Source organism: Frankia sp. CgMI4 (genome assembly GCF_001756285.1).
Taxonomy (GTDB): Bacteria; Actinomycetota; Actinomycetes; order Frankiales; family Frankiaceae; genus Frankia; species Frankia casuarinae.
In genome coordinates, this window is the sequence record NZ_MAQZ01000100.1 from 1 (window position 1) to 20,810 (window position 20,810).

13 protein-coding genes and 4 pseudogenes are annotated in these 20,810 nt (G+C 69.8%); 9 read left to right on the plus strand and 8 right to left on the minus strand.

All coding sequences use genetic code 11. From position 1 onward, the window contains the following. Positions 1-150: 150 nt before the first annotated feature. Positions 151-327, plus strand: a pseudogene (locus Manayef4_RS26755) (IS5/IS1182 family transposase); the annotation flags it as partial. 118 nt (positions 328-445) lie between these two features. Here the strand turns inward: Manayef4_RS26755 and Manayef4_RS17665 are convergent. Then, positions 446-1,849, minus strand: a complete 1,404-nt coding sequence (locus Manayef4_RS17665; RefSeq protein ID WP_070132350.1) for a DUF2786 domain-containing protein — start codon at positions 1,847-1,849, stop codon at positions 446-448. A gap of 480 nt (positions 1,850-2,329) precedes the next feature. On the opposite strand from Manayef4_RS17665, the pseudogene Manayef4_RS26760 reads away from it, so the two are divergent. Continuing rightward, positions 2,330-3,664, plus strand: a pseudogene (locus tag Manayef4_RS26760) (BTAD domain-containing putative transcriptional regulator); the annotation flags it as partial. A 1,791-nt stretch (positions 3,665-5,455) separates the two neighbouring features. Here Manayef4_RS26760 and Manayef4_RS23330 read toward each other — a convergent pair. From Manayef4_RS23330 to Manayef4_RS17690, 3 genes are all read right to left on the minus strand, one after another. Further along, entirely contained in the window at positions 5,456-6,325 is an 870-nt protein-coding gene (locus Manayef4_RS23330) for an ABC transporter permease (protein ID WP_083282532.1), read from the minus strand. Next, positions 6,322-7,401, minus strand: a complete 1,080-nt coding sequence (locus Manayef4_RS17680; RefSeq protein ID WP_011436451.1) for a daunorubicin resistance protein DrrA family ABC transporter ATP-binding protein — start codon at positions 7,399-7,401, stop codon at positions 6,322-6,324. The genes Manayef4_RS23330 and Manayef4_RS17680 overlap by 4 nt, the downstream gene beginning before the upstream one ends. Before the next feature lie 510 nt (positions 7,402-7,911). Next, positions 7,912-8,301, minus strand: coding sequence for a helix-turn-helix domain-containing protein (locus Manayef4_RS17690; protein ID WP_070132372.1), 390 nt, complete (start codon positions 8,299-8,301; stop codon positions 7,912-7,914). Positions 8,302-8,409: 108 nt separating this feature from the next. Here Manayef4_RS17690 and Manayef4_RS17695 point away from each other — a divergent pair, with 108 nt between their 5' ends. The 4 genes and pseudogenes from Manayef4_RS17695 (at position 8,410) to Manayef4_RS17705 (ending at position 12,371) form a co-directional block, all read left to right on the plus strand. Next, complete coding sequence (locus Manayef4_RS17695; protein WP_011436449.1) at positions 8,410-9,030, plus strand: NAD(P)H-binding protein; 621 nt, start codon at positions 8,410-8,412, stop codon at positions 9,028-9,030. Positions 9,031-9,050: 20 nt separating this feature from the next. Continuing rightward, positions 9,051-9,140, plus strand: a pseudogene (locus tag Manayef4_RS26765) (oxidoreductase); the annotation flags it as partial. A 702-nt stretch (positions 9,141-9,842) separates the two neighbouring features. Next, entirely contained in the window at positions 9,843-10,970 is a 1,128-nt protein-coding gene (locus tag Manayef4_RS17700; protein ID WP_070132352.1) for a sulfotransferase, read from the plus strand. 168 nt (positions 10,971-11,138) lie between these two features. Next, entirely contained in the window at positions 11,139-12,371 is a 1,233-nt protein-coding gene (locus Manayef4_RS17705) for a pyridoxal phosphate-dependent aminotransferase family protein (protein ID WP_011436447.1), read from the plus strand. A gap of 196 nt (positions 12,372-12,567) precedes the next feature. On the opposite strand, the gene Manayef4_RS17710 is transcribed toward Manayef4_RS17705, so the two are convergent. Beyond that, positions 12,568-13,125 carry a MarR family transcriptional regulator gene (locus Manayef4_RS17710; RefSeq protein WP_035732334.1) on the minus strand — a complete coding sequence of 186 codons (558 nt, stop codon included), beginning with the start codon at positions 13,123-13,125 and terminating at the stop codon, positions 12,568-12,570. 175 nt (positions 13,126-13,300) lie between these two features. Between Manayef4_RS17710 and Manayef4_RS17715 the strand changes: the two genes are divergently transcribed. Then, complete coding sequence (locus tag Manayef4_RS17715) at positions 13,301-14,872, plus strand: DHA2 family efflux MFS transporter permease subunit (RefSeq protein WP_070132355.1); 1,572 nt, start codon at positions 13,301-13,303, stop codon at positions 14,870-14,872. Positions 14,873-15,151: 279 nt separating this feature from the next. Here Manayef4_RS17715 and Manayef4_RS26770 read toward each other — a convergent pair. The 3 genes and pseudogenes from Manayef4_RS26770 to Manayef4_RS17730 form a co-directional block, all read right to left on the minus strand. After that, positions 15,152-15,397: pseudogene (locus Manayef4_RS26770) on the minus strand (PEP/pyruvate-binding domain-containing protein); the annotation flags it as partial. 163 nt (positions 15,398-15,560) lie between these two features. Further along, positions 15,561-16,550, minus strand: a complete 990-nt coding sequence (locus tag Manayef4_RS17725; RefSeq protein WP_023841223.1) for a helix-turn-helix domain-containing protein — start codon at positions 16,548-16,550, stop codon at positions 15,561-15,563. Positions 16,551-16,857: 307 nt separating this feature from the next. Then, positions 16,858-17,418 carry a hypothetical protein gene (locus Manayef4_RS17730; RefSeq protein WP_070132359.1) on the minus strand — a complete coding sequence of 187 codons (561 nt, stop codon included), beginning with the start codon at positions 17,416-17,418 and terminating at the stop codon, positions 16,858-16,860. A gap of 710 nt (positions 17,419-18,128) precedes the next feature. Here Manayef4_RS17730 and ctaD point away from each other — a divergent pair. Both ctaD and Manayef4_RS17745 read left to right on the plus strand, forming a co-directional pair. Beyond that, the gene (gene ctaD / locus Manayef4_RS17740) at positions 18,129-19,844 is read left to right on the plus strand and encodes a cytochrome c oxidase subunit I (protein WP_070132361.1); all 1,716 of its coding nucleotides are present in this window, start codon (positions 18,129-18,131) and stop codon (positions 19,842-19,844) included. Positions 19,845-20,104: 260 nt separating this feature from the next. Continuing rightward, positions 20,105-20,803 (plus strand): GntR family transcriptional regulator, encoded by a 699-nt coding sequence (locus Manayef4_RS17745; protein WP_070132374.1) that lies wholly within the window; start codon positions 20,105-20,107, stop codon positions 20,801-20,803. Positions 20,804-20,810 lie beyond the last annotated feature (7 nt).

Genomic DNA, 20,810 nt, shown 5'->3' on the forward strand with positions numbered 1-20,810 from the left:
GACTCCGACGACACCCACCACATTTGGTTCGATTACGAACTCGACGAGTGAGCTCCCCCCGGGTATGTCGATGATCCAGCGCGCGGCGAACAGCCCTGACGCGCGTCCAGCCAGGTGGGTGCGTCTCCGGCGGGCAGTGTGAACACGACGGTGGACAGCACCGAACGTCTCGGCCGGCATCGGTGGAAAGGCGAGAGAACGATCTCCTGGCTGGATGGCTACCGCCGGTTGACCATCCGCTACGAACGCGATGGCCGGAACTTCCTCGGGTTCCTCACTCTGGCCGCCACGATCACCTGCCGGAAGAAACTCCCACCCCCCACATGAGACGGCGAAGCCCTTCACTCCCAGCGGATGCGCGAGGTGCGCCCGCACGCGGGCCTGTCCCGCCCCGAACAGGATGATCGCGTGACCGGTGAGGCGAGGGCCGGCTCCGGCGCCATGGCTATCGGGACCGGGCGGTGGTCACCTCGCCGTAGGTGTGCAGGGAGGCGAGGTCAGCGGCGGCCCGGCCGGACGCCCACCCCTCGCCGTCGGTCGCGTTCACCGCCCGGGCGACGACCTGCGGGAACATCGTCTCGGCTGCCTCCTTCACGGCGTCGCCACGGGCGGCGAGCACAGGCAGCAGCCGGCTCTCGCCCGCMTCGACCGCGGCCTGTTCACTGGCCTGCTCGGTAGCGGCCGTCAGGCGTTGGCCGATCCGGACCGCGAACGAGGCGAGGAACGACTGGCGGAACGACCGGGTGCGGGACCGCCCGTGGCGGGACCYGGCCTGCATCATCGCCGCGGTCGCCTGGACCAGGAGCGAGGTGTACAGCAGTTCGACGGCGTCGAGGTCAGGCTGGAAACCGATCACCGTGGCGAACCCGAGGTTCTTTGTCCACACCGAACGGCATCGGTTTGCACCGGCGACCACGTCGAGCAGGCTGGCCTTGGCCGCCTCGTAAGGGCTGTCGACGCCGACCCGGCGGCCGGCCGGCTCGTCGCGGGTTCCCTCCCGCGCCGCGAGCAGCGCCTCGTCGATGCTGTGCCGGGCCATGAGCTGCTGTGCCTTGGCGGTCAGCGCCTCAGCCTCGTCCGCGAACCCGGTTGATTCGGCCTTCGCCAGCAGCGCCCGGACCTTGTCGAGGATGCGTGGGTCGGCGCTCCGGCCGGCCCCGGCCCGGTGGCCCGGGTCCGCCTGGCCGTGGCCGCGTCCCGCGGGGCGACCTGGTGGGTCGCGTCGTGTGGTGCCTGGCGGGGGGCACAGGGATTCGATCGCGGGAAGGGTGTGCAGAAGGGTGAGCAGACCAAGGGTGTCGGCAAGCGCCTCCGCCCGGTCCCGGCCCTCCCGGTCACCCMAGGCGTCCAGCCAGGTGCCGTCATCCTCCCACCACAGAACGGCGTTAAGATCATACAGCTGGTTCTTCCACCGCTCGTCGACGGTGGCGGCCGCGTATTGCCGCATCTGGCCGGCGATGGCGTCGACGGCGAGTCGCGCCTGGCGCTGGCCTGCCTGACGGTTCACGATCCGGTGCACGTCAGCCGGCTGCCAGCCGCGCTGCCAGGCGGCCTCGACGGTGCGGTCGAACCACCCGGCCAGGGACCGATTGACAACTCGGCGTCCGGCCGGCCCGCCCGGCGCGGCGACGAGCAACTCCACGTACTCGGCCAGTGYCGCCTCATCCCGGGCGAGCTGGGCGTTCAGCGCCGCCGCGAYCAGYTGATCGGYGATCCGGCGAAACATCTCCCGCTGGCCGCGCTCCTCCTGGTAGAAGGCCCCTGCCCCGGACTCCGGCGCCTGGGCGCGGACACGGTTCGCGCGGGCCTTCTGTTTTGCCTTGCGTCGTTCCCGGTTCCGGCTGCCCACCCATCACCTCGCTCAGCGGGAGTCCTGATCTCTCGYCCCCAAGGATCGCATGTCGACCGGAGCGAGAAGGACCGACCCCAGGTTCGGTGATCAACTCCGCGGCCATACGGCAGAATGATCCACTTATTCACCTCGTTGAGGTTCGTCATGGCGATGTGCTCGGCGGGCGGCCCGAACGAACCAGCCCCGGACCATGCCGTCGCCCGGACCATGCCGTCGCCCGGACCATGCCGTCGCCCGGACCATGCCGTCGCCCGGACCATGTCGCTCGACCGCGGAACCGGCCCTGGCAACGCTCCTGGGGACGTACGGATCGTTCCTGGCTGCCGTTCTAGACTGATCAGAGTGGTCGTGAGCCTCATGCTCCTGGACGGGGTGCGCTGGGAGGGCACCCCGGTGATGGGCGACCGCCCCCGGGCGTTGCTGGCGGCGCTGGCATCCGAGCCCGGCCGGCCGGTGCGGGCGCAGCGGCTGGCCGAGATGATCTGGGGCGAGGGGTCGTTGGCCAACCCGGCCAAGGGCCTTCAGGTGGTCGTCTCGCGGACCAGGGCGGCGTGCGGTGCCGGTGCGGTGGTGCGCGACGGTGACGGCTACCGGCTCGGTCTCCTGCCGACGCAGGTCGACAGCTGTCTGCTGGGCCGGCTGGTGGCCGAGGCCGCCGAGCTCGTCGCTGTCGATCCGCGGGCCGCCGTCGAGCGGGCCCGCGCTGCGCTGGACCTCGGCGCGGCGCTGCCGCCGGTGCCGGTGAACGGCTCCGGGCCGCTCGCCGGCGTGCGCCGGGCGGCCGGCCGCGACCTGGCGGCGGCCCGACTGCTGTTGGCCCGGGCCACGAGCCGTACAGGTGAGCATGCCAAGGCGCTCGGGCTCCTGGAGGCGGCGCACGCGCAGCAGCCCGACGACGAGGACCTGCTGGTCGACCTGCTACGCAGCGAGGCCGCGGTGCGCGGGCCCGCGGCGGCGTTGGGACGATTCGAGCGCTACCGCCGGGACCTGCGGGAACGGCTGGGGACCAGCCCCGGGGAGACACTCACCCGGGTCCAGCGCGATCTGCTCGCCCTCGACCGGCCCGTCCGGGGCGGGATCCGATACGACGCCACTCCCCTGCTGGGCCGCCAGCACGACGTCGAGCGGCTGCGGGCGTTACTGGACCGGTCGCGGGTGGTGTCGATCGTCGGGCCGGGTGGCCTCGGGAAGACCCGCCTGGCCCATCTGCTCGCCCGGGACAGCACGCTGCCGGTGGTGCACGTCGTCCACCTGGTCGGGGTGGCGGCGCCCGAGGACCTGATCGGCGAGGTCGGCTCCGCGCTCGGCGTCCGCGACTCGATCGGCGACCGCCGGGTGCTGACCCCCGCGCAGCGCGCCGACCTGCGCGCGCGGATCGCCGCGCGACTGGCGCGGGGGCCGGGCCTGCTGCTGTTGGACAACTGCGAGCATCTTGTCGCCGAGGTTGCCGAGCTGGTCGCCTTCCTCGTCACGGCCACCGCCGACCTGCGGGTGCTCACGACGAGCCGGGCGCCGCTCGCGATCGGTGCCGAGCGGGTCTACCTGCTCGGCGAGCTGGTCCGCGCCGACGCGGTCGAGCTGTTCAGCCAGCGTGCCACCGCGGCCCGCCCCACCGTCCGGCTCGACCGTGAGGTGGTCGGCCGGATCGTCGACCGGCTCGACGGGCTTCCGCTGGCGATCGAGCTGGCGGCGGCTCGGGTCCGGGCGATGTCGGTGGAGGACGTCGACCGGCGGCTGGCGGACCGGTTCGCCTTGCTGCGCGGCGGAGACCGCGCCGCCCCGGACCGCCACCGCACGCTGCTCGCCGTGATCGACTGGTCGTGGAACCTGCTGGCGGAGCCGGAACGGCGCTCGCTGCGCCGGCTGGCGCTGTTCCCGGACGGTTTTACCCTGGAGGCGGCGGAGGAGATCCTCGCCGCCCCCGGCCCCGCCGACGAGGCAGCGGGTTCCGATCCCGTCAACGCGGTCGACGCGGTGCAGAACCTCGTCGAACAGTCGTTGCTGAGCGTGCGCGAGCCGGCCGGCGGAGTGCGTTATCGGATGTTGGAGACGGTCCGGGAGTTCGGCCGGCTGCGGCTGGCCGAATCCGGCGAGCAGGTCGCGGCGCGACGGGCCCAGCGGGACTGGGCGGTCGGCTACGCCACCCGGCACGGCGTGGGTCTGGTCACGGAGCGGCAGTTCGCGGCGATCGACGCGATCGCGGCCGAGGAGACGAACCTCGCCGACGAGTTGCGTGACGCGGTGGCCGACGGCGACACCGAGACGGTCGTGCGGCTGCTGGCGGTGCTCGGTATGTTCTGGGCGATCCGCGGCGAGCACCTCCGGATGTCGGTGCTGATCGACGCGGTCACCGCGATGCTGTCCGGCTGGACACCGCAGCCCGCCGCGGCTCAGGCGGCCGTGGCTGCCGGGACCGCGATGGCGACGGTCGCGATCTTCGTGGGGGACGGGCTTCTCCCGGCGCCGATCCGCGAGCTGCTGGAGCGGCTCGGCCCCGAGGCTGCGGGCGACCCGTGGCTGGCCAACACGGCGCGGGTGCTGCTCGCCCTCGACCCGGCGCAGCCCACGGACACCGAGACACAGCTCGTGCGGCTGGCGGACGGCGCCGACCGGCACCTGCGCCTGGTCTGTCTGGTGTGGCTGGCCCATCTGCACGAGAACGCCGGTGAGGCACTGGCCTCGGCGGCAGCCGCCGAGCAGACGCTGGCCCTGGCCACACCGCGGGAAGGGCCGTGGCTGACGGCCATGGTGCACACCCGGCTGGCCGAGCTGACGATGCGGCGCGGAGATTTCGCCGTCGCCCGTTCCCACGCCCAGGCGGCCCTGCCGGTCCTGGAACGGCTCGGTGCCCGCGACGACGTCGCACAGCTGCGGGTGCTGCTGGCGTTCGACGCCGTCAACGGCGGCCGGCTCGACGCGGCCGAGGAGTATCTCGCCCAGATCGACCCGTCGGACGGGGCCGTGTACGGCGGCCCGATGATGGCGGCGATCGGCCGGGCCGAGCTCGCGATCGTGCGCGGCGACACGGCTGTGGGCCTGCGCCAGCATCTGGACGCGGCAGCGGGGATGCGGGCGTTGCGATGGCCCGGCGTCGCAACGACCGGCGTCGAGCCCTGGGTGCTGGCCGGCGACGCGGTGGCGCTCGCCGCCTTCGCCTGGCACGCGGCCAGCGCCGACGACCTCGCCACCGGCCACGACCTGTTTCGCGCCAGTCTCGTCCGGTATGCCGACGCGTTGCGACGCAGCCGGGCCACGATCGACTATCCGGCGTGCGGGACGCTGCTGTTCGCGTTCGGCGTCTGGGGCCTTCGCGACGGCCGGCCGGCCGGGATGCCGGCCGGGATGACAGTGCGGGAGGCGGTCCAGCTGCTCGCGCTGGCGAAGCGTTTCTCCTACATCGCGACGATCCCGTCGCTGGGGTGGGCCCGGGTCGAGGCGCTCGCCGAGCGCCGGGCACCCGGCGCACTCCCGGCAGCCCGGTCGGACGCCGAGGCCCGGCGCCCGGCACAGCTGTTCGACGAGGCGTGCATCCTCGTCGAACGGCTGGCCGAGCGGCTGGCCGATCTACCACCGGGCCGCGACGGGGCATCGCCGGGGCACGGGCTACAGGTGCCGCTTGTAGCTGACGACCGACATCGGCAGGAAGATCACGATCACGGCGAGACCGGTGAGCAGCGTCCAGCCGACCTGCCCGGTGAGCACGCCGTTGTTGGCCAGGTCCCGCGTGGCGGAGACCAGGTGTGACACCGGATTGACCCTGGTGAAGGTCTCCAGCCAGCCCGGCAGCGTCTTCGCCGGCACGAACGCGTTGGACAGGAAGGTCAGCGGAAACAGGATCATCATCGAGATTCCCTGCACGCTGCGGGCGCTGCGGGCGACCGTGCCRATCCAGGTGAACGCCCACGCGATCGCCCAGCCGGTCAGGACCGCGAGCACGATCGCGCCGAGCACGCCGGGCACGCCGCCGCCGGGCCGGTAGCCGAGGATCAGGCCCATCAGGTAGGTCAGGCTCGCCGCGATCAGGTAGCGGACCAGGTCGGCGATCATCGGCCCGGYCAGCGGCGCGATCCGGGACATCGGCAGGGACCGGAACCGGTCGAAGACCCCCTTGTCCATGTCCTCCCGCAGCTGCGTACCGGTGGCCATGCAGGTGGTGAGCACGGTCTGGGCGACGATGCCGGGGATGAGCAGCGGCAGGTAGCTGTGGACGTCGCCGGAGATCGCGCCGCCGAACACGTAGGCGAACATCGCGGTGAACAGCAGCGGCTGGAGCGCCACGTCGAAGAACTGTTCCGGGTTGCGGCGCATCTTCTTCAGCGCTCGCCAGGCCATCGCGAAGCTCTGGGTAAGGGTGTCCCCCACCCCGGCGCGGGCCCGGGTACGGGCAACGGCGGCTGCCGGGTCGACGGCCGAGGCCGGCCGCGGCGCGCCTGCGGCCGGCCCGGCCGACGGCCCGGCGAGAACGGTGTTCATCGAGTTACCTCCGTGGCGTGGTCGTCGGGGCCGGTCGCGTCCTGGTCGGGTACCGCTCCGGTCGGGCCGCCGGCGGTCTGCGGGTCGCCGGCGTCGCCCGGGTCGCCGGCGTCGCCCGGGCCGCCGTGGCCGGGACCGGCGCCGTGGCCGGTGAGGGCGAAGAAGACCTCGTCGAGGGTCGGTTTGGCGACACTGACCGAGGCGATCGCGACGGCGGCCCCGCGCAGCGCGATCAGCACGTCGGCGGCCCGGTCGGCGACGTCGAGCGGGACGTTGAGCCGGCCGGACTCGGGCGTGGTGACCGGCTCCTCGCCGAGCACCCGCAGCACCACCTCGCGGGCGCGCTCCTGGTCAGCGCCGGGGGCGAGCTGAAGCTGCAGCGTCGAGTCGCCGACCTGGGTCTTGAGCTCGTCCGGCGTGCCCTCGGCGACCTTGCGCCCGTGGTCGATCACGCAGACCCGGTCGGCGAGCTGGTCGGCCTCGTCCAGGTACTGCGTGGTGAGCAGGACGGTGCAGCCGTCGTTGACGAGCTCGCGGATGGTGTCCCACATCTGGCCGCGGGTACGCGGGTCGAGGCCGGTCGTCGGCTCGTCCAGGAAGATCAACGGTGGCCGGGTGATGAGGGACGCGGCAAGATCGAGGCGGCGGCGCATCCCGCCGGAGAACGCCGAGATCTGTCGTTCGGCGGCCTCCTCGAGACCGAACTGCTCCAGCAGCCGGCGCGCGGTGGCGCGCGCGTCAGCCGAGCGCAGGCCCTGGAGCCGGCCGAACAGCCACAGGTTCTCGGTGGCGGTGAGGTCCTCGTCCACGGAGGCGTACTGGCCGGTCACGCCGATGAGCTGACGGACCCGGTGCGGCTGGGCGGCGACGTCGACGCCGAAGATCTCGGCCCGGCCGTCGTCGATCGCCAACAGCGTGGCCAGCATCTTCAGCATCGTCGTCTTGCCGGCGCCGTTGGGCCCGAGCACGCCGAAGATCTCGCCGTGGTGCACCTCGAGATCGATGTGGTCGACGGCGTGAAAATCGCCGAATCTCTTGACCAGACCACCGGCCTGGACCGCGGGCATGGCTGTCATCCGTCTTCCTTCCGTGGGGTGTCGCGACAACGGGGGATCGACAACGGGGGATCGACAACGGGGGCGTCGGGTCGAGGGAGGCGTCGGATGAGCTGGCCAGAACGCTAGACAACGGCGGTATCACCGCCCCTGCACGCCGGTTTCACCGGCCTTCGACCGGCCGCGCGGGCGGGACACAGGCGCCGCCACCGGCCGGAGCCGCCTCCGGTACCGACGGCCTGCCCGGTCCGCCCCGTGCCCGCCCGTATGCACGATGCGGGCAGGCACGTCACCCGCGAAGCAGAGTGATCGCGCGGCCGGCGGGACCGGCGGTCGTGGTGACGCCGGTGCGTTCGCCGATGGCGGGGGACGTCGGGGCGCTGGTCGAAGATGGCGAGGGTCCCGGTGTCGAACTGGAAACGGCCGAGGTAGCGGTCACGCTGTGGGTCTCGCTCGGCTGGATCGGCGTCGCTCCGCACGTTTCGGTATGTGTCCAGAACTGTGCGGCGCGTCGGCGATAGCCACGCCGCCTCATCCGGYGCGGTCGAGGCGGAGGGCGCGGTCATACGCCTCGCGGGCGTCGAGGAGCTGGTCCCMGTGCTCGGCGACCCAGGCGCAGGCGACCGCCATCGGCTCCAGCATGCTGCGGCCCAGCGCGGTCAGCTCGTACTCGACATGGGCGGTGGCCCTGGCATCCAGGACGGTGCGGGTGATCAGGCCGTCCCGTTCAAGGGAACGCAGCGACTGGGTGAGCACCTTGGGAGTGACCCGGCTCAGCGGCACGCGCAGCTCGGAGAACCGGCGCGGCCCGTCCTCAAGGCAGCGGATGATGAGCGCTGCCCACTTGTCGCCGAAGCGGATCGGGTTGAGCGAGGACGGGCACAGCTCGTCGAACATGTCGGCGGGCAGGGGCTTCCTCACCGCTTCACGATAGCCAGCCAGCCGGTATCCCCGCGGTAACCGCCATCCCCGATAGCGTCCGCGCACCGGCAGGYGCAAGGGCACCGGCATACGGGGAGAGGGGTTGCCGTGAACATTGTGGTGTTCGGCGCGGGCGGGCGTGCGGGGCGGCAGGTTCTCGCCGAAGCAGGTCGCCGCGGCCACCGGGTCACCGCCGTGATGCGCGACCCCGCACGTCATGGCGACCTGCCGTCCGACGCCCGGGTGGTTGCGGGTGATGTCACTGATGCGGTAAGTGTCGAGCGTGCGGCGGCCGGACAGGACGCGGCGATCAGCGCCGCGGTCGACCTGTCCACGCCGGCGCACGACTTCTTCACCGCGTCGTCCCGCGCCTTGGCCACCGGGCTGGCCAGGGCGGGCGTGCGCCGCCTGGTGGTCGTCGGCCTCTCCTCGATCCTGCCGGGGGCATCTGGCGCCGCGTTGATGGACGAGCCCGGCTACCCGAACGAGTACCGTTCCTTCTTCCTCGGCCACGCGGCGGGCCTCGACGTGCTGCGCGCCTGCGAACTCGACTGGGTGTACGTCGCTCCCGCTGGGGACTTCGACCACGACGGGGCGCGCACCGGCCGGTACCGGGTCGCCGAGCACGGCGACCCGGCCAGCCGGATCGGGTACGCGGACTTCGCGATCGCGCTGCTCGACGAGATCGAGGAACCGCGCCACCACCGCGCCACCGTCAGCGTCCAGTAGGTGCCGATCCATGACCAGCGGGCGGTCGGATCATCACCATCGGCAGTAACGCCGCCGACCGGATCCCCGAGCCGGGTGGCAGCGTTTACGCGGCCAGCAAGTCCGCGCTGACCTATAGCCGTAACCCGTTCGCGATAAAATGTTACCCGCCGTTCTATGCCCGGACATCCACGCGCCTGGCCGGGCCCGCCGTTGTCACTTCAGGCGCGGCCATCAGGTTGTCAACGGCGGGGGATGGGTGGCGTGATGCGACCGTGGCGACCTCGGTTGCCGCGAGGCAGGAAGTATGGGCCCGAAGCAGCGGGGTATCAACCCACGGCCGTGCTGGCTCTGATGTTCGTATCAGCCGATCTCAATTGTCGATGGCTGGCCCCGGGCGCAGAACGTCGATCACCCACTMGTATCGGCTATGATTGGCTCGAAGTCAGTGGAGACCAGTATTTCGYCGGCATGTTCAGCTGCCCAGACTGCCGCACCCGGCGAACGGGTGCCGCCGATGGCCTACCAGGACGTTCGCGACAGTTGCGGAAGGGACGCGGTCATGACGTTCGCATTGTCATCCGGATCGACGGCCATATCTTGCACCGGGACCCGCCGGCGCGGATAAATCAGGAGCGGCATCGGGCACGGCGTCCAGAGCCGGCCTGGGAAACTGGATGTTTTCCGGCTGGCCAGCCGCGGAGACCCCTATACACCCTCCGTACGCTCCGCGAAAAGGCCGGTTCCACCTGCTGCCCCTCAGGGAGGAACCGGTCGTTGTATCTCGAGAATTTGTTGAAGCCGTCTGCTGACGGACCAGAGGAGCGTACTCAGTGGACAAGATCCAAACAATCGAGGAGCTACACACCACGGCATCCGATCTCACCGGACTCACCGACTTCGGCCCGGCGGACTATCTGGAAGGGCTCGAGGTGCTCCTGGCCTCCTATCAGGAAGAGGCGAGCCTGACGCCGCACGGCGTCCAGCTGGTCCAGGACGAGTTGTGCGGCATCCTGATGGCCCGCCTGTTCAGTGAGGCCGGGTGGCAGAGACATCCCGAGCACGCCCAGGTCCCGATCGAGAGGCCGGTGTTCATCGTCGGTATGCCGCGGACCGGCACCACCACCCTGCACCGGCTACTCACCGCCGACTCGGCCAACCAAGGGCTCGAACTGTGGCTGGGCTACGCTCCCCAGCCCCGGCCCGCACGCTCGACCTGGCCTACCAACCCGATCTTCCAGATGGTCCAGGGGGGCGTCGACAAGTTTGTCGAGCAACATCCCGGCTACCTGGGCATCCACAATCGCAAAGCCGGCGAGGTCGAGGAGTGCTGGCTGTTKACCCGCMAGTCGATGGTCTCGCCGTATTTCGAGTTCACCGGGTACGTGCCGACGTACTCCGCGTGGCTGGCAGGCCGGGACTCGACCGAAGCGTACCGGCGGCATCGCCGCAACCTCCAACTGATCGGGCTGCATGACCCCGGGCGACGCTGGGTACTCAAGTCCTCCAGTCACATGCCCTGTCTGGATGCCCTGCTGGCGACCTACCCCGACGCAATGGTGATCCAGACCCACCGCAGACCCGCTAGTACGGTACTGGGATCGGCGTGCAGCATGGCGAGCAAGCTTGCCGCGGGCATGTCCTCAGTTTTCCAGGGCGAGGTGATCGGCCCTACCCTGCTCGCACTCGCCACTCGCACTCTTGCGCGATTCGCCACGGAGCGGGCCAAACACGACCAGGCCAGATTCTACGACGTCGAATTCGACGAGTTCACCGCCGACCCGCTGGCGGTCGTCGCCGACATCTACCGCCACCTCGGATGGGACCTGGCCAACGAGGTCCGCCCGGCCATGTCGGCCGTGCTGGCCGAAGACGCACGCCTCCGTTCGCACCGCTACGACCTGGCCCAATTCGGCATCAGCGCCGAGGAAGTCGACTCCCGACTCGGCACCCTGCTCTGAACCGACCGGAACTCGGTGGCTCCGAACTCGGTGGCCCCGTCGTGGGCTGACCTGGTCTCGGCCTGCTCTGTTTGCGCCGTCCAGCGGTCTCGCATTTGCCCTTCCACCACCGAGCAACGAGAAGACGCCAACACTCCTGGGCCTAACTCGCCGAAATGAGGGACGATCATGACTGCCTTGTCCGCGGAGCCGGCGCTGGCCCGCTGGGGTTTCTCCGAATGGGTCGAAAGCGCGAGGCGAAGCGGTGAACTGATCGCGACTCCCGAGCTTGACGACCGCAACGACGCGGTCATAAGCATCAACGGCAGAAAAGTGGTCAACTTCGCCGGCATCGGCATCCTCGGATGGCAACACGACCCGGACGTGCGCAACGTCTTCGTCGAGACGGCGATGAACTATGGCCTGGTCGTCGGCGGCTCCCGAGTGGTTCAGGGCGTCGCCCGGCCACACCTGGAACTGGAGGCGCTGGTCGCCGAGATCACCGGCCGGCAGAAGGCGCTCACCTACGCCACCGGGCTGCTGGCCAACGTCGGGTTCGTGCACGCGATGAGCGCCAGGTTCTCGTTCAACGACCAGCCCGGCGTGGACAACGCCGACACGGTGTTCGTGCTCGACCGGGACAGCCACTGGAGCATGTGGAAGGCCGTTGAACGATTCAAGTTCGGACGTAACCTGATCAACTTCCGCCACAATGACATTGCCGATCTCAGGCAGGTGCTGGAAAACCTCCGCGGCCGGCGGGTCGTTGTCGGATTCTTGACCGTGTACTCCGACGGCTCGATGGCTCCGGTCGGCGAGATCCTCGACCTGTGCGACGAGTTCGGCGCGGTCAGCTTCGTCGACGACGCGAACGGCTTCATGGTCTACGGCAACGGCGGCCACCGGTTCGCCGCTGAATACGAGGAGCTGCGCCGGGCGACTTTCCTGATGGTGTCGTTCGGCAAGTCCATCGGCTTGGGCGGTGGCGCCCTCGCGGGACCGGCCGACGCTCTTGATGCGTTCCGCTTCCTGTCGGGCACGTCGGTGTTCACCACCAACATTCAGCCGCCGACCGCCGGCGCCATCGTCCATGTGCTGCGCCGGATGAGACAAGACCCGTCCGTGATGGAACGCTACCTCGACCGAGTCGACCGGCTGCGGGAGCGACTGCTCGGGATCGGCTGCACCATCAACGCCACGCCGACCTACGTCACATCGATCTCGGTGGGCTCGAACCACACCGCCGTACGCGTCCGGCAGGACTTCCTCGATCGCGGGTATCTGGTACCGATGTTCGGCTACCCGGCGGTGAACAAGAACCAGACCGTGATCCGGCTGATGGTGAACAACCGGCTGTCCGACGAACACCTGGACGGCTTCCTCGACACGCTCGCCGAGCTCAAGCAGAAGTACGAGTTCTGAACCAGCGCTGCTCGGTCGTCCGCGGGCCGGCCACGGCGGCGGCACGATGATCTCTCAGATCATGCCCAGCCATCTCACCAGCCCGGTCACCCAGGCCGCTGCCGACGAGGCGACCGCCGCCGCCAGTGGAACGATCCCGCTTTTGTGGACAGCGAAGACGGGGTCACTCGGTCAGTAGGAGCAGAAGCGTAACCGATCAGTCAGATGGGGACGTGACGGGACGCGGGCGCAGCGCCGTGGGAATAGTGGGCTCCGCGTCGACGACGCGGATGAGCAGGCGCAGCAGCTGCTGCTGCTCATCCGGCGAGAGCACCTGCAGCGACGCCGGGGGAACGGACAGCATCTCCTGGGCCTGGGCCAGAACGCGTCGGCCCTCCTCGGTCATCGCGACCGTCTTGGCCCGCCGGTCGGTCGGGTGCGGCTCGCGCCGGGCGACGCCGCGGCGCTCGAGCAGGTCGACGACGCTGGTCAGGTAGCTCGGGTCGTGGCGGAACATCTCGACGAGCTCGCGCATCGGGCGCGGGCCCCCCGACAGCACCAGAAGGATCTTCAAAGCGGCCGGCGTGAGATCAAACGCCTGGCAGACGGTGTGCATCCGGCTGGGCGCCTCGCCGCTGAAGGTCAGCGCCAGCATGGCGCGCCACGCCTCGCGAGCTGTCGCCTCGCGAGTGCCCGCCTCGCGAGTGCCCGCGTCCCGGGCGGTCGCATCTCGGGCAGTCGCCTCCCCGGCGGCCTCCCGAGCGGCTTCGATCATGCGTCGATCGTATCGGCAAGCCGCCGCGAACGTCTCGTTGTCACGACGATATATTTGACACAACTCAACGAGCGTCGGATGCTGGGCGGCGACCAGCTTTGTCCCGTCCGGTCGCCGCAGGTCCGAACGCGACCGACCGCCCCCGGCGTCTGCCGCCTTTGCCACGGAGATCAACGTGCCTGACCAACCCAACGCGGCCTCGCCGCCCGCCACCGCCGCGCCCGGGCCCGCCTCGGCCGCCAAGCTGGACCCGGCGCTGATCCGACTGTCCGCCACAGTGATGCTCGGCGCGATCATGGTGATCCTCGACACGACGATCGTCTCGGTCGCCATCCACGCGCTCGGTAACGAGTTCCACACGTCGCTGTCCACGATCTCCTGGGTCACCACCGGTTATCTGCTGGCGCTGGCCGTCGTGATCCCGCTGGCCGGCTGGTCGGTCGAGCGGTTCGGCGCGACGCGGATGTGGAACATCTCGCTGGCGCTGTTCGTCGCCGGCAGTGCCCTGTGCGGCCTCGCCTGGTCGGCAGGGACGCTGATCGCCTTCCGGGTCCTGCAGGGCCTCGGCGGCGRCATGATCATGCCGATCTGCATGACCCTGCTCGCCCAGGCCGCGGGCCCGCAGCGGATCGGCCGGGTCATGAGCATCATCGGCGTCCCGATGCTCATCGCGCCGGTGCTCGGCCCGGTCATCGGCGGACTGATCGTYGACCACCTCAGCTGGCGCTGGATCTTCTACGTGAACGTGCCGATCGGCGTGCTCGCCCTGTTCCTGTCCTGGCGGGTGCTGCCACGCGATGACCGCGGCTCGGCGCACCACCGGCTCGACCTGCCCGGCCTGGCGCTGATCTCGCCGGGGCTGGCGGCGCTCGTCTACGGCCTGTCCGAGGCGGGYAACGGCGGCGGCTTCGGGGCTGCGAAGGTGCAGGTCAGCATCGCCGTCGGCGTAGTGCTGCTGGCCGGCTTCGTCGTGCACGCCCTGCGCCGCGACGGCGCCCTGCTCGACATGCGGCTGTTCGGCGACCGGGTGTTCAGCATCGCGAGCGTCACGACCTTCGTGATCGGCGCCATGCTGTTCGGTGCGATGTTCCTGCTTCCGCTCTACTACCAGGTCGCGCGCGGGCAGAGCGCCAGTGACGCCGGCCTGCTCATGGCGCCACAGGGACTGGGCGCAATGATCTCCATGGCGATCGCGGGACGGGTCTCCGACCGCCGCGGCGCCCGGTCGGTCGTCCCGCTCGGCATGGTCCTCGCCCTGCTCGGCACGCTGCTGTTCACCCAGGTCGACGCGCACACCAATGAGGTGCTGCTGGCGTTCTCGCTGTTCGTGCGCGGTCTGGGCTTCGGGGCGACGATGATGCCCGCGATGGGCGCCGCCTATGCGACGCTCGGGCAGGCGGCGGTGCCGCGCGCGACCACGACGCTGAACATCCTGCAGCGGGTCGGCGGGTCGCTGGCCACCGCGCTGGTCGCCGTCGAACTGCAGCACGCCATCGCCAGCCGGCTGCCGGGCGTCGGTGGCGAGGGTGCGCTCGCCGAGTCGGCGGGGGTGAAGCTTCCCGGCCCTGTCGCCGACAAGGTCGCCGAGGCGTTCGGCGTGACGTTCTGGTGGGTCGTCGCCCTGACCGCCGTCGGCTTCGTCGCCAGCCTCTTCCTCCCCGGCCGCCCCGCTGCCACCGTGGCGCACGGCCCCGCGAACGCCCAGCCGGCGGCCCCGCAGCGCGAACCGGTAGCGGTGGTGGAGTAGCCCGCCGGAAACGCCGGTCGTCGACCACGTGAATCTACAAGGATTCCGGCCGGGTCCCACACGACGGATGTCGTGCACGCCCCGGCCGAGTCAGCGCGCGAGCCACTCTCGATAGGTGGTCCTGGCGATGGCGGCGCCGTCCTTGGCGATGAGGGCGTCGCCCGAGGCGGCGGCGAACATGCCGGCGCTGTTGTCGGTGACGGCGGTGCGATGGTCACCGTGGGCGGCAAGGGTGATCTTGCCCAGTTCGTCGAGCGYGAAGACCTCGGGGCCGGCAACGTTGCGCTGGCGGTAGGTCACGGCCCGCTCGGTGAACAGCGAGGCCCAGCACCGGCTGACGTGCTGGAGGATCGCCGCCGGCCCCACGACGTTCAGGTACGTGTCCTGTTGGCCGGCGAAGGAGGCCGACGGCAGGTCCTCTGCCGTCGCACTGGACCGGACGGCATACGCGGCTTGCCCGCCGAGCTGGGCGAGCGCGCGGATGATCGCCGCCGCGAGATCGCCCGGGATGGCGATCCCTTCGATGGCTGGTTGCACGCCGGACAGCGGGGGGCTGGCCGGTGACGGTCCCGCCCCCAGGCGCTCCGCCACCACGCCAGCCGCCCCGAACGACCCCTACAGACAATCATGAACTTCAGTTGCTAACCAGCAACTTTGCCGGAGCCCTGGTTACCGAACCTGTCCGAGTCTAGGCTACGCCCGGTCCCTGCCCGCCGGGGACGTCCGACCGGTCCTCGACCAGGACCAGCCGGCCTCGTGCCCGCTTGTCGTCAGTCGCGCCACACGGAAGCGGACGCCCCTCCAACGGACCGGTGAGGCGTCCGCCAAGCCGCCCCGCGGCGTGCCGGATCCGCCCGACCAGGCCGGCGGGGATGCGCTGGGCCACTACCAAGGCGGTGAGCGCGGCCACCACAACCCCGTCACGGCTACGCACCGGCACCGACACGCAGCAGATCCCATCCACAAGATCCTGCTGGTCGAACGCCGCCTCCTCGCGCCGGATGACAGCACGGGCCCGCTTCCACTCCCGCTCGGACATCGAGGGCGGCGGCACCAGCTCCGGCTGGCAGGCAAGCAGCATCTGGCCGGCGGCGGTGTCGAGCCGTAGCGAACTCGTGCTGCCCCGCAGGTCGATCCCACGGTCCCCAGCGGCGCTGGTGGCCAGCGCCAGCCGCCTCTCCCGCAGGACGACCAAGGCGATCGCCGTACGGGTGGCCGCGCTGAGCGAGGCGACCGGGTCTCGGGCGATCCGTGCCAGCCGGTGCAGGGAACGGTCCGGGGCTGCCAGCCGGCGCAGGCCGGAGCCGATCCGGTAGCCGCCGCTGTCCCGATCGACTACCCCGAGCGCGCACATCTGCTCGACCAGCCGATGTACCGTCGTCTTGGGCAGCCCGGCGGTCCTGGCGAGTTCCGACAGGCCGACGGAGTCGAACCAGGACAGAGCGTCGAGAATGTCGAAGGCGCCTTCGAGTACCCCGCGTCCCCGGGGCGCCGCCGGCCCGCGAGCGGCAGCGGCGCGCGGTGCCGCACTATGCTCGGCGGGCTCGGCGGAACCTGCCGCCTGTGGTGAACCAGCCGAGTTGGTCCGGTCCTGGGCCCGGTCATGGGCCCCCTCGGCCGTGCACTCGTCAGGTCCACGCGAGCGCGTTCGCGCCACCAGTCCGCCGGATCCGGACATCCGGTCACCCCCGATGACGTAGCTGCCTGAGTGAGGAAAACCTCGCCTTCCGTCGGATTTTATCCAGACTTGATCGGCTGGTCTCACGACTTCATGCGGCTCCCCGATGTCGTGAAGCCGACGTCCGGCGGGAGTGCCCGAGCAGTTTCGCGTTCGATCATCAAGCAAAGTCGACGGATACCCGGAGGACATCAATCGAAGCACAGGTGTTTGTATGGGCGCGGACACGGCAATGGGCGCGGACACGGCAATGGGCGCGGACACGGCAATGGGCGCGGACACGCGGCCCGGCAGCGGCCTGCGGTGGCTAACGGCGGGTGGCTGTGGGCAGGGTCCAGCCCTGGCGGCACTTCGACCCGCCGATGCCGCCGTTGTCACAGCCCTCAATGAGGAACTGGTAGCCGCCGTTGGTCTCACTCACGACGCGGAACTGCCCGGATGTCCCTCCGGTCACGTCCCGCTGCCAGGTGTTGCCGTACGCGGTCCAGCGGACGATGAACTTGTCGTAGTGGTACGGGTCGGTGGGCCCCCAACTCACGTGGGCGTAACCGTTCGCCTCCCACGCAGTGATCACCATCCGCTTCCCCTGTCGGGGAGACCAGGTGATTTCCCCACCCTGAAACCTCTGCCGCCGGCCAGCCCATTCACCGTTGGTGAAGTAGACGTCGCGCTCGCCGCTGGTCGGACAGGCCAGGTAACTGCGGGGGCCGCCGAGCTGGTTCCAGCGTGCGCCGATGAGTCCGTAGGGTGCCAGCTTCGGGTTGCAGGCGGGGGCCGYGGACGCGGYGGTGGTTCCGAGCCCRGCCACGGTGATCGCCGCTGCCGCCGTCGCGAGCAGCATGACGAGGATCCGTCTGACGAGGGACATGTCTTCCTCCTGTGATAGCGGGAATGTTGGACTGTGGTGATGGGAATGTTCGGGGCCCGGCCATTGGGGAATGCGACGTTGCGGTGTTCGCGGTGTTCGCGGTGTTCGCGGTGTTCGCGGTGTTCGCGCGAGAGCCMGTCGCCCAAAAGTACGCTCGCGATCTGCGTCGCGTAAGGCGTCGGTCCACTGGGTGGACCGCCTTCCTGCGCGACGCGGACCGCAGGTACCAGGCGGGGATTCACCTCCGCCGGCTTCGGGCTGAGGCTTTCCCGGAGGCCTGCGCTACCTCGACGAGTGGCGCACGGAGCTCGGGGAGATCCACCGGGATGCCGAACGCGATGCCCCGGCCGCTCATACTGGTGGCCAGGGCGGCCTTCGCTGTGGCGGCGGCCTCGGCCGAGAAGGTGATTCCACCAATGGTGGACCCGCCTGGGCAGGACGTTCTGCGCCCGCTCCGGGTGCCGGAGTGCCTCTGGATGTAGGACGTCAGACCGGGCCGCGGCGGCCGATGCGCGGATAACGTGACTAGTGCCGGCAGGTTCCTCGGCCGGTGCGCCGAGCCGCGCGGCGTGGGGCCGTCTATTCGGCGGACCCGTCCGCGCCGACGGTAATGACACATTCACTGTTGGCTGCCCGGCGGCGGTCGTGACACCCGACGCCGGGGCCGCGCGCACCACCGCTGGCAGCGGCAACACCATCGGGAGCGGAATGTGACACTTGTGCACGATAGGCCGGCCGGGCACACGGACCCGCCGGCGGGCGAGCTCCCGCCCAGGGTTGTGAAAACCCTGGCGCAGTACCTGCGGACGACGTCGCACAAGGACATCGCGCTGCTGTACTTCATGACCTCGCTGGTATTCTTCGCGTTCGCTGGAATCCTGGCGATGCTCATCCGGGCCGAGCTCGCCCGACCGGGCCTGCAGTACCTGTCGAACGAGCAGTACAATCAGGTGTTCAYGATGCACGGCACGCTGATGCTGCTGATGTTCGCGACGCCGATCGCGTTCGCGTTCGCGAACTACCTGATCCCGCTGCAGATCGGCTCGCCTGACGTGGCCTTTCCACGGCTGAACGCGTTGTCGTTCTGGCTGTTCCTGTTCGGCAGCCTGACGGTCACCGCGGGCTTCCTTACGCCGAACGGCGCCGCCTCCTTCGGCTGGTTCGCCTATACGCCGCTGTCGAACGCTGCCTACTCGCCGGGCATCGGCAGTGACCTGTGGGTGCTGGGTCTGACCGTCTCCGGTCTGGGTACCATCCTGGGCGCGGTCAACTTCATCACGACAATCCTTTGCCTGCGGGCGCCCGRCATGACGATGTTCCGGCTGCCGATCTTCTGCTGGAACCTGCTGGTGACCTCGATCCTGGTTCTGGTCGCCTTCCCGGTGCTCGCGGCCGCGCTGCTCGCCCTGGAGTTCGACCGCCGGTTCGGCGCGCACATCTTCGACCCGGGTAACGGCGGCGCAGTCCTCTGGCAACACCTGTTCTGGTTCTTCGGGCATCCCGAGGTGTACATCATCGCCCTGCCCTTCTTCGGGATGATAACGGAGATCATCCCGGTGTTCTCCCGCAAGCCGTTGTTCGGCTACAAGGGACTGGTCTACGCGACCATCGGCATCGGGGCGTTGGCGATCGCCGTGTGRGCGCATCACATGTACGTCACCGGCGCGGCGCTGYTGCCGTTCTTCGCTTTCCTGACGTTCCTGATCGCGGTGCCAACCGGGGTCAAGTTCTTCAACTGGATTGGCACGATGTGGCGCGGACAGCTCACCTTCGAGGCGCCGATGTTGTTCGCCGTCGGCTTCCTGGTGACGTTCCTGTTCGGTGGTCTGACCGGTGTCCTGCTGGCCAGCCCGCCGATCGACTTCCACGTCTCGGACAGCTACTTCGTCGTCGGCCACTTCCACTACGTCGTCGCCGGCCTGTTGTTCGCCGGCTTCGGCGGGGTGTACTTCTGGTTCCCGAAGGTCACCGGCCGGATGTTGAACGAGCGGCTCGCGAAGGTGCACTTCTGGACGATGTTCTTCGGCTTCCACCTGACCTTCCTGGTGGATCACTGGCTCGGCGTCAAGGGCATGCCGCGCCGATACGCCGACTACGGCCCGGACGACGGCTTCACCACGCTGAACACCATCGCCACCGCTGGCAGCTCCCTGCTTGCGCTGTCGACCCTGCCGCTGCTGTACAACCTGTGGTGGTCGTACMGGAAGGGTCGGATCGTGACGGTGGACGACCCRTGGGGCTTCGGCAACTCGCTGGAATGGGCGACGTCCTGCCCACCGCCGCGGCACAACTTCACCTCGCTACCGCGGATCTGCTCCGAGCGGCCCGCCTTCGACCTGCACTACCCGCAGGCGGCCGGCGCGGTCGACTACCACGCCACCCCCGAGCTCACCCCGACCCACGACACCCCGGAGCTGAATACCTGAGAACGCGGCTCACGTGGGCGGGTGAACCGCCCCGGGCTCTCAAGAGCCCGGGGCGGTTCAGCCCTGACAGGCCCCGGCCCTCATGGGTTGGTCCGGTTCACGGCGCTGCTGGCCGATGCGGCCCGCCGTGAGGTGCGCCCACCGAGGTCGAGACCGCGCGGGGCTACGACGACCGACGGTTGTAATCTCGGCTAGCTCGTGTTGATTCCATGAGGGTCACCAACCCGCCTGACTCGCATGTACTGGAAGGTGACTGGGTGATGCGCCGCCCTGTACAGCCGGTATCGCTCATAGACGCGGTGGTCGAAAATCTTCGCACCGAGCTGTTCAGCGGCACTATCGGCAGCAACCAGGCACTGACCGAAGTAGGCGTCGCCACCCAGTACGATGTCGCTCGCCCGACCGCGAAGGCGGCAATCGAGAAGCTGGTCGCGGCCGGTCTCCTTGTCCGCRGCAGTCACAAGGTCGCCCGGGTCCCCGAGCTCGGCCCGGACGACGTTCGCGACATCTACAACACGCGCTACTGCCTCGAGCGCGAGCCACTCCGGCTGCTCGCCGCGGCCCGCCGCGTTCCCGCGCAGGCCCAGATGGCCAATGACGAGATCAAGTCGGTGATCAATGGCCCTCAGATCGCGATCGTCGAGCCCGACATGCGGTTTCACATCAGCCTCGTCGACTCGATGTCCAGCCCCCGCATCAGCGGCATGTACCACAAACTCGCCGGTGAAGTCCGGCTGTGCATGTCGCAGGTGCAGGGTCGGGCGCTGCTGAGCGCGGAATCAATCTACGGCGAGCACGCTCGCCTGCTTGAGCTGATCGTGACCGGCGATCAGGACGCGGCAACGATCTTACTCCACAAACACCTCTCCCGCGCGCGAGAGAGACTCGCGGGCGCTTTCGGCGCCGAACCGGGCCCGGAGGCGGACTTCGCGTACGAAGCCGCGACGGCGCGCGGGTGACACGTTC

What these genes read in the sequence shown, in the direction of transcription:
- Manayef4_RS17680 (WP_011436451.1), bottom strand. Translation starts at nt 7,401, where the DNA reads ATGACAGCCATGCCCGCGGTCCAGGCCGGTGGTCTGGTCAAGAGATTC.
- Manayef4_RS17705 (WP_011436447.1), top strand. Translation starts at nt 11,139, where the DNA reads ATGACTGCCTTGTCCGCGGAGCCGGCGCTGGCCCGCTGGGGTTTCTCC.
- Manayef4_RS17710 (WP_035732334.1), bottom strand. Translation starts at nt 13,125, where the DNA reads ATGATCGAAGCCGCTCGGGAGGCCGCCGGGGAGGCGACTGCCCGAGAT.
- Manayef4_RS17725 (WP_023841223.1), bottom strand. Translation starts at nt 16,550, where the DNA reads ATGTCCGGATCCGGCGGACTGGTGGCGCGAACGCGCTCGCGTGGACCT.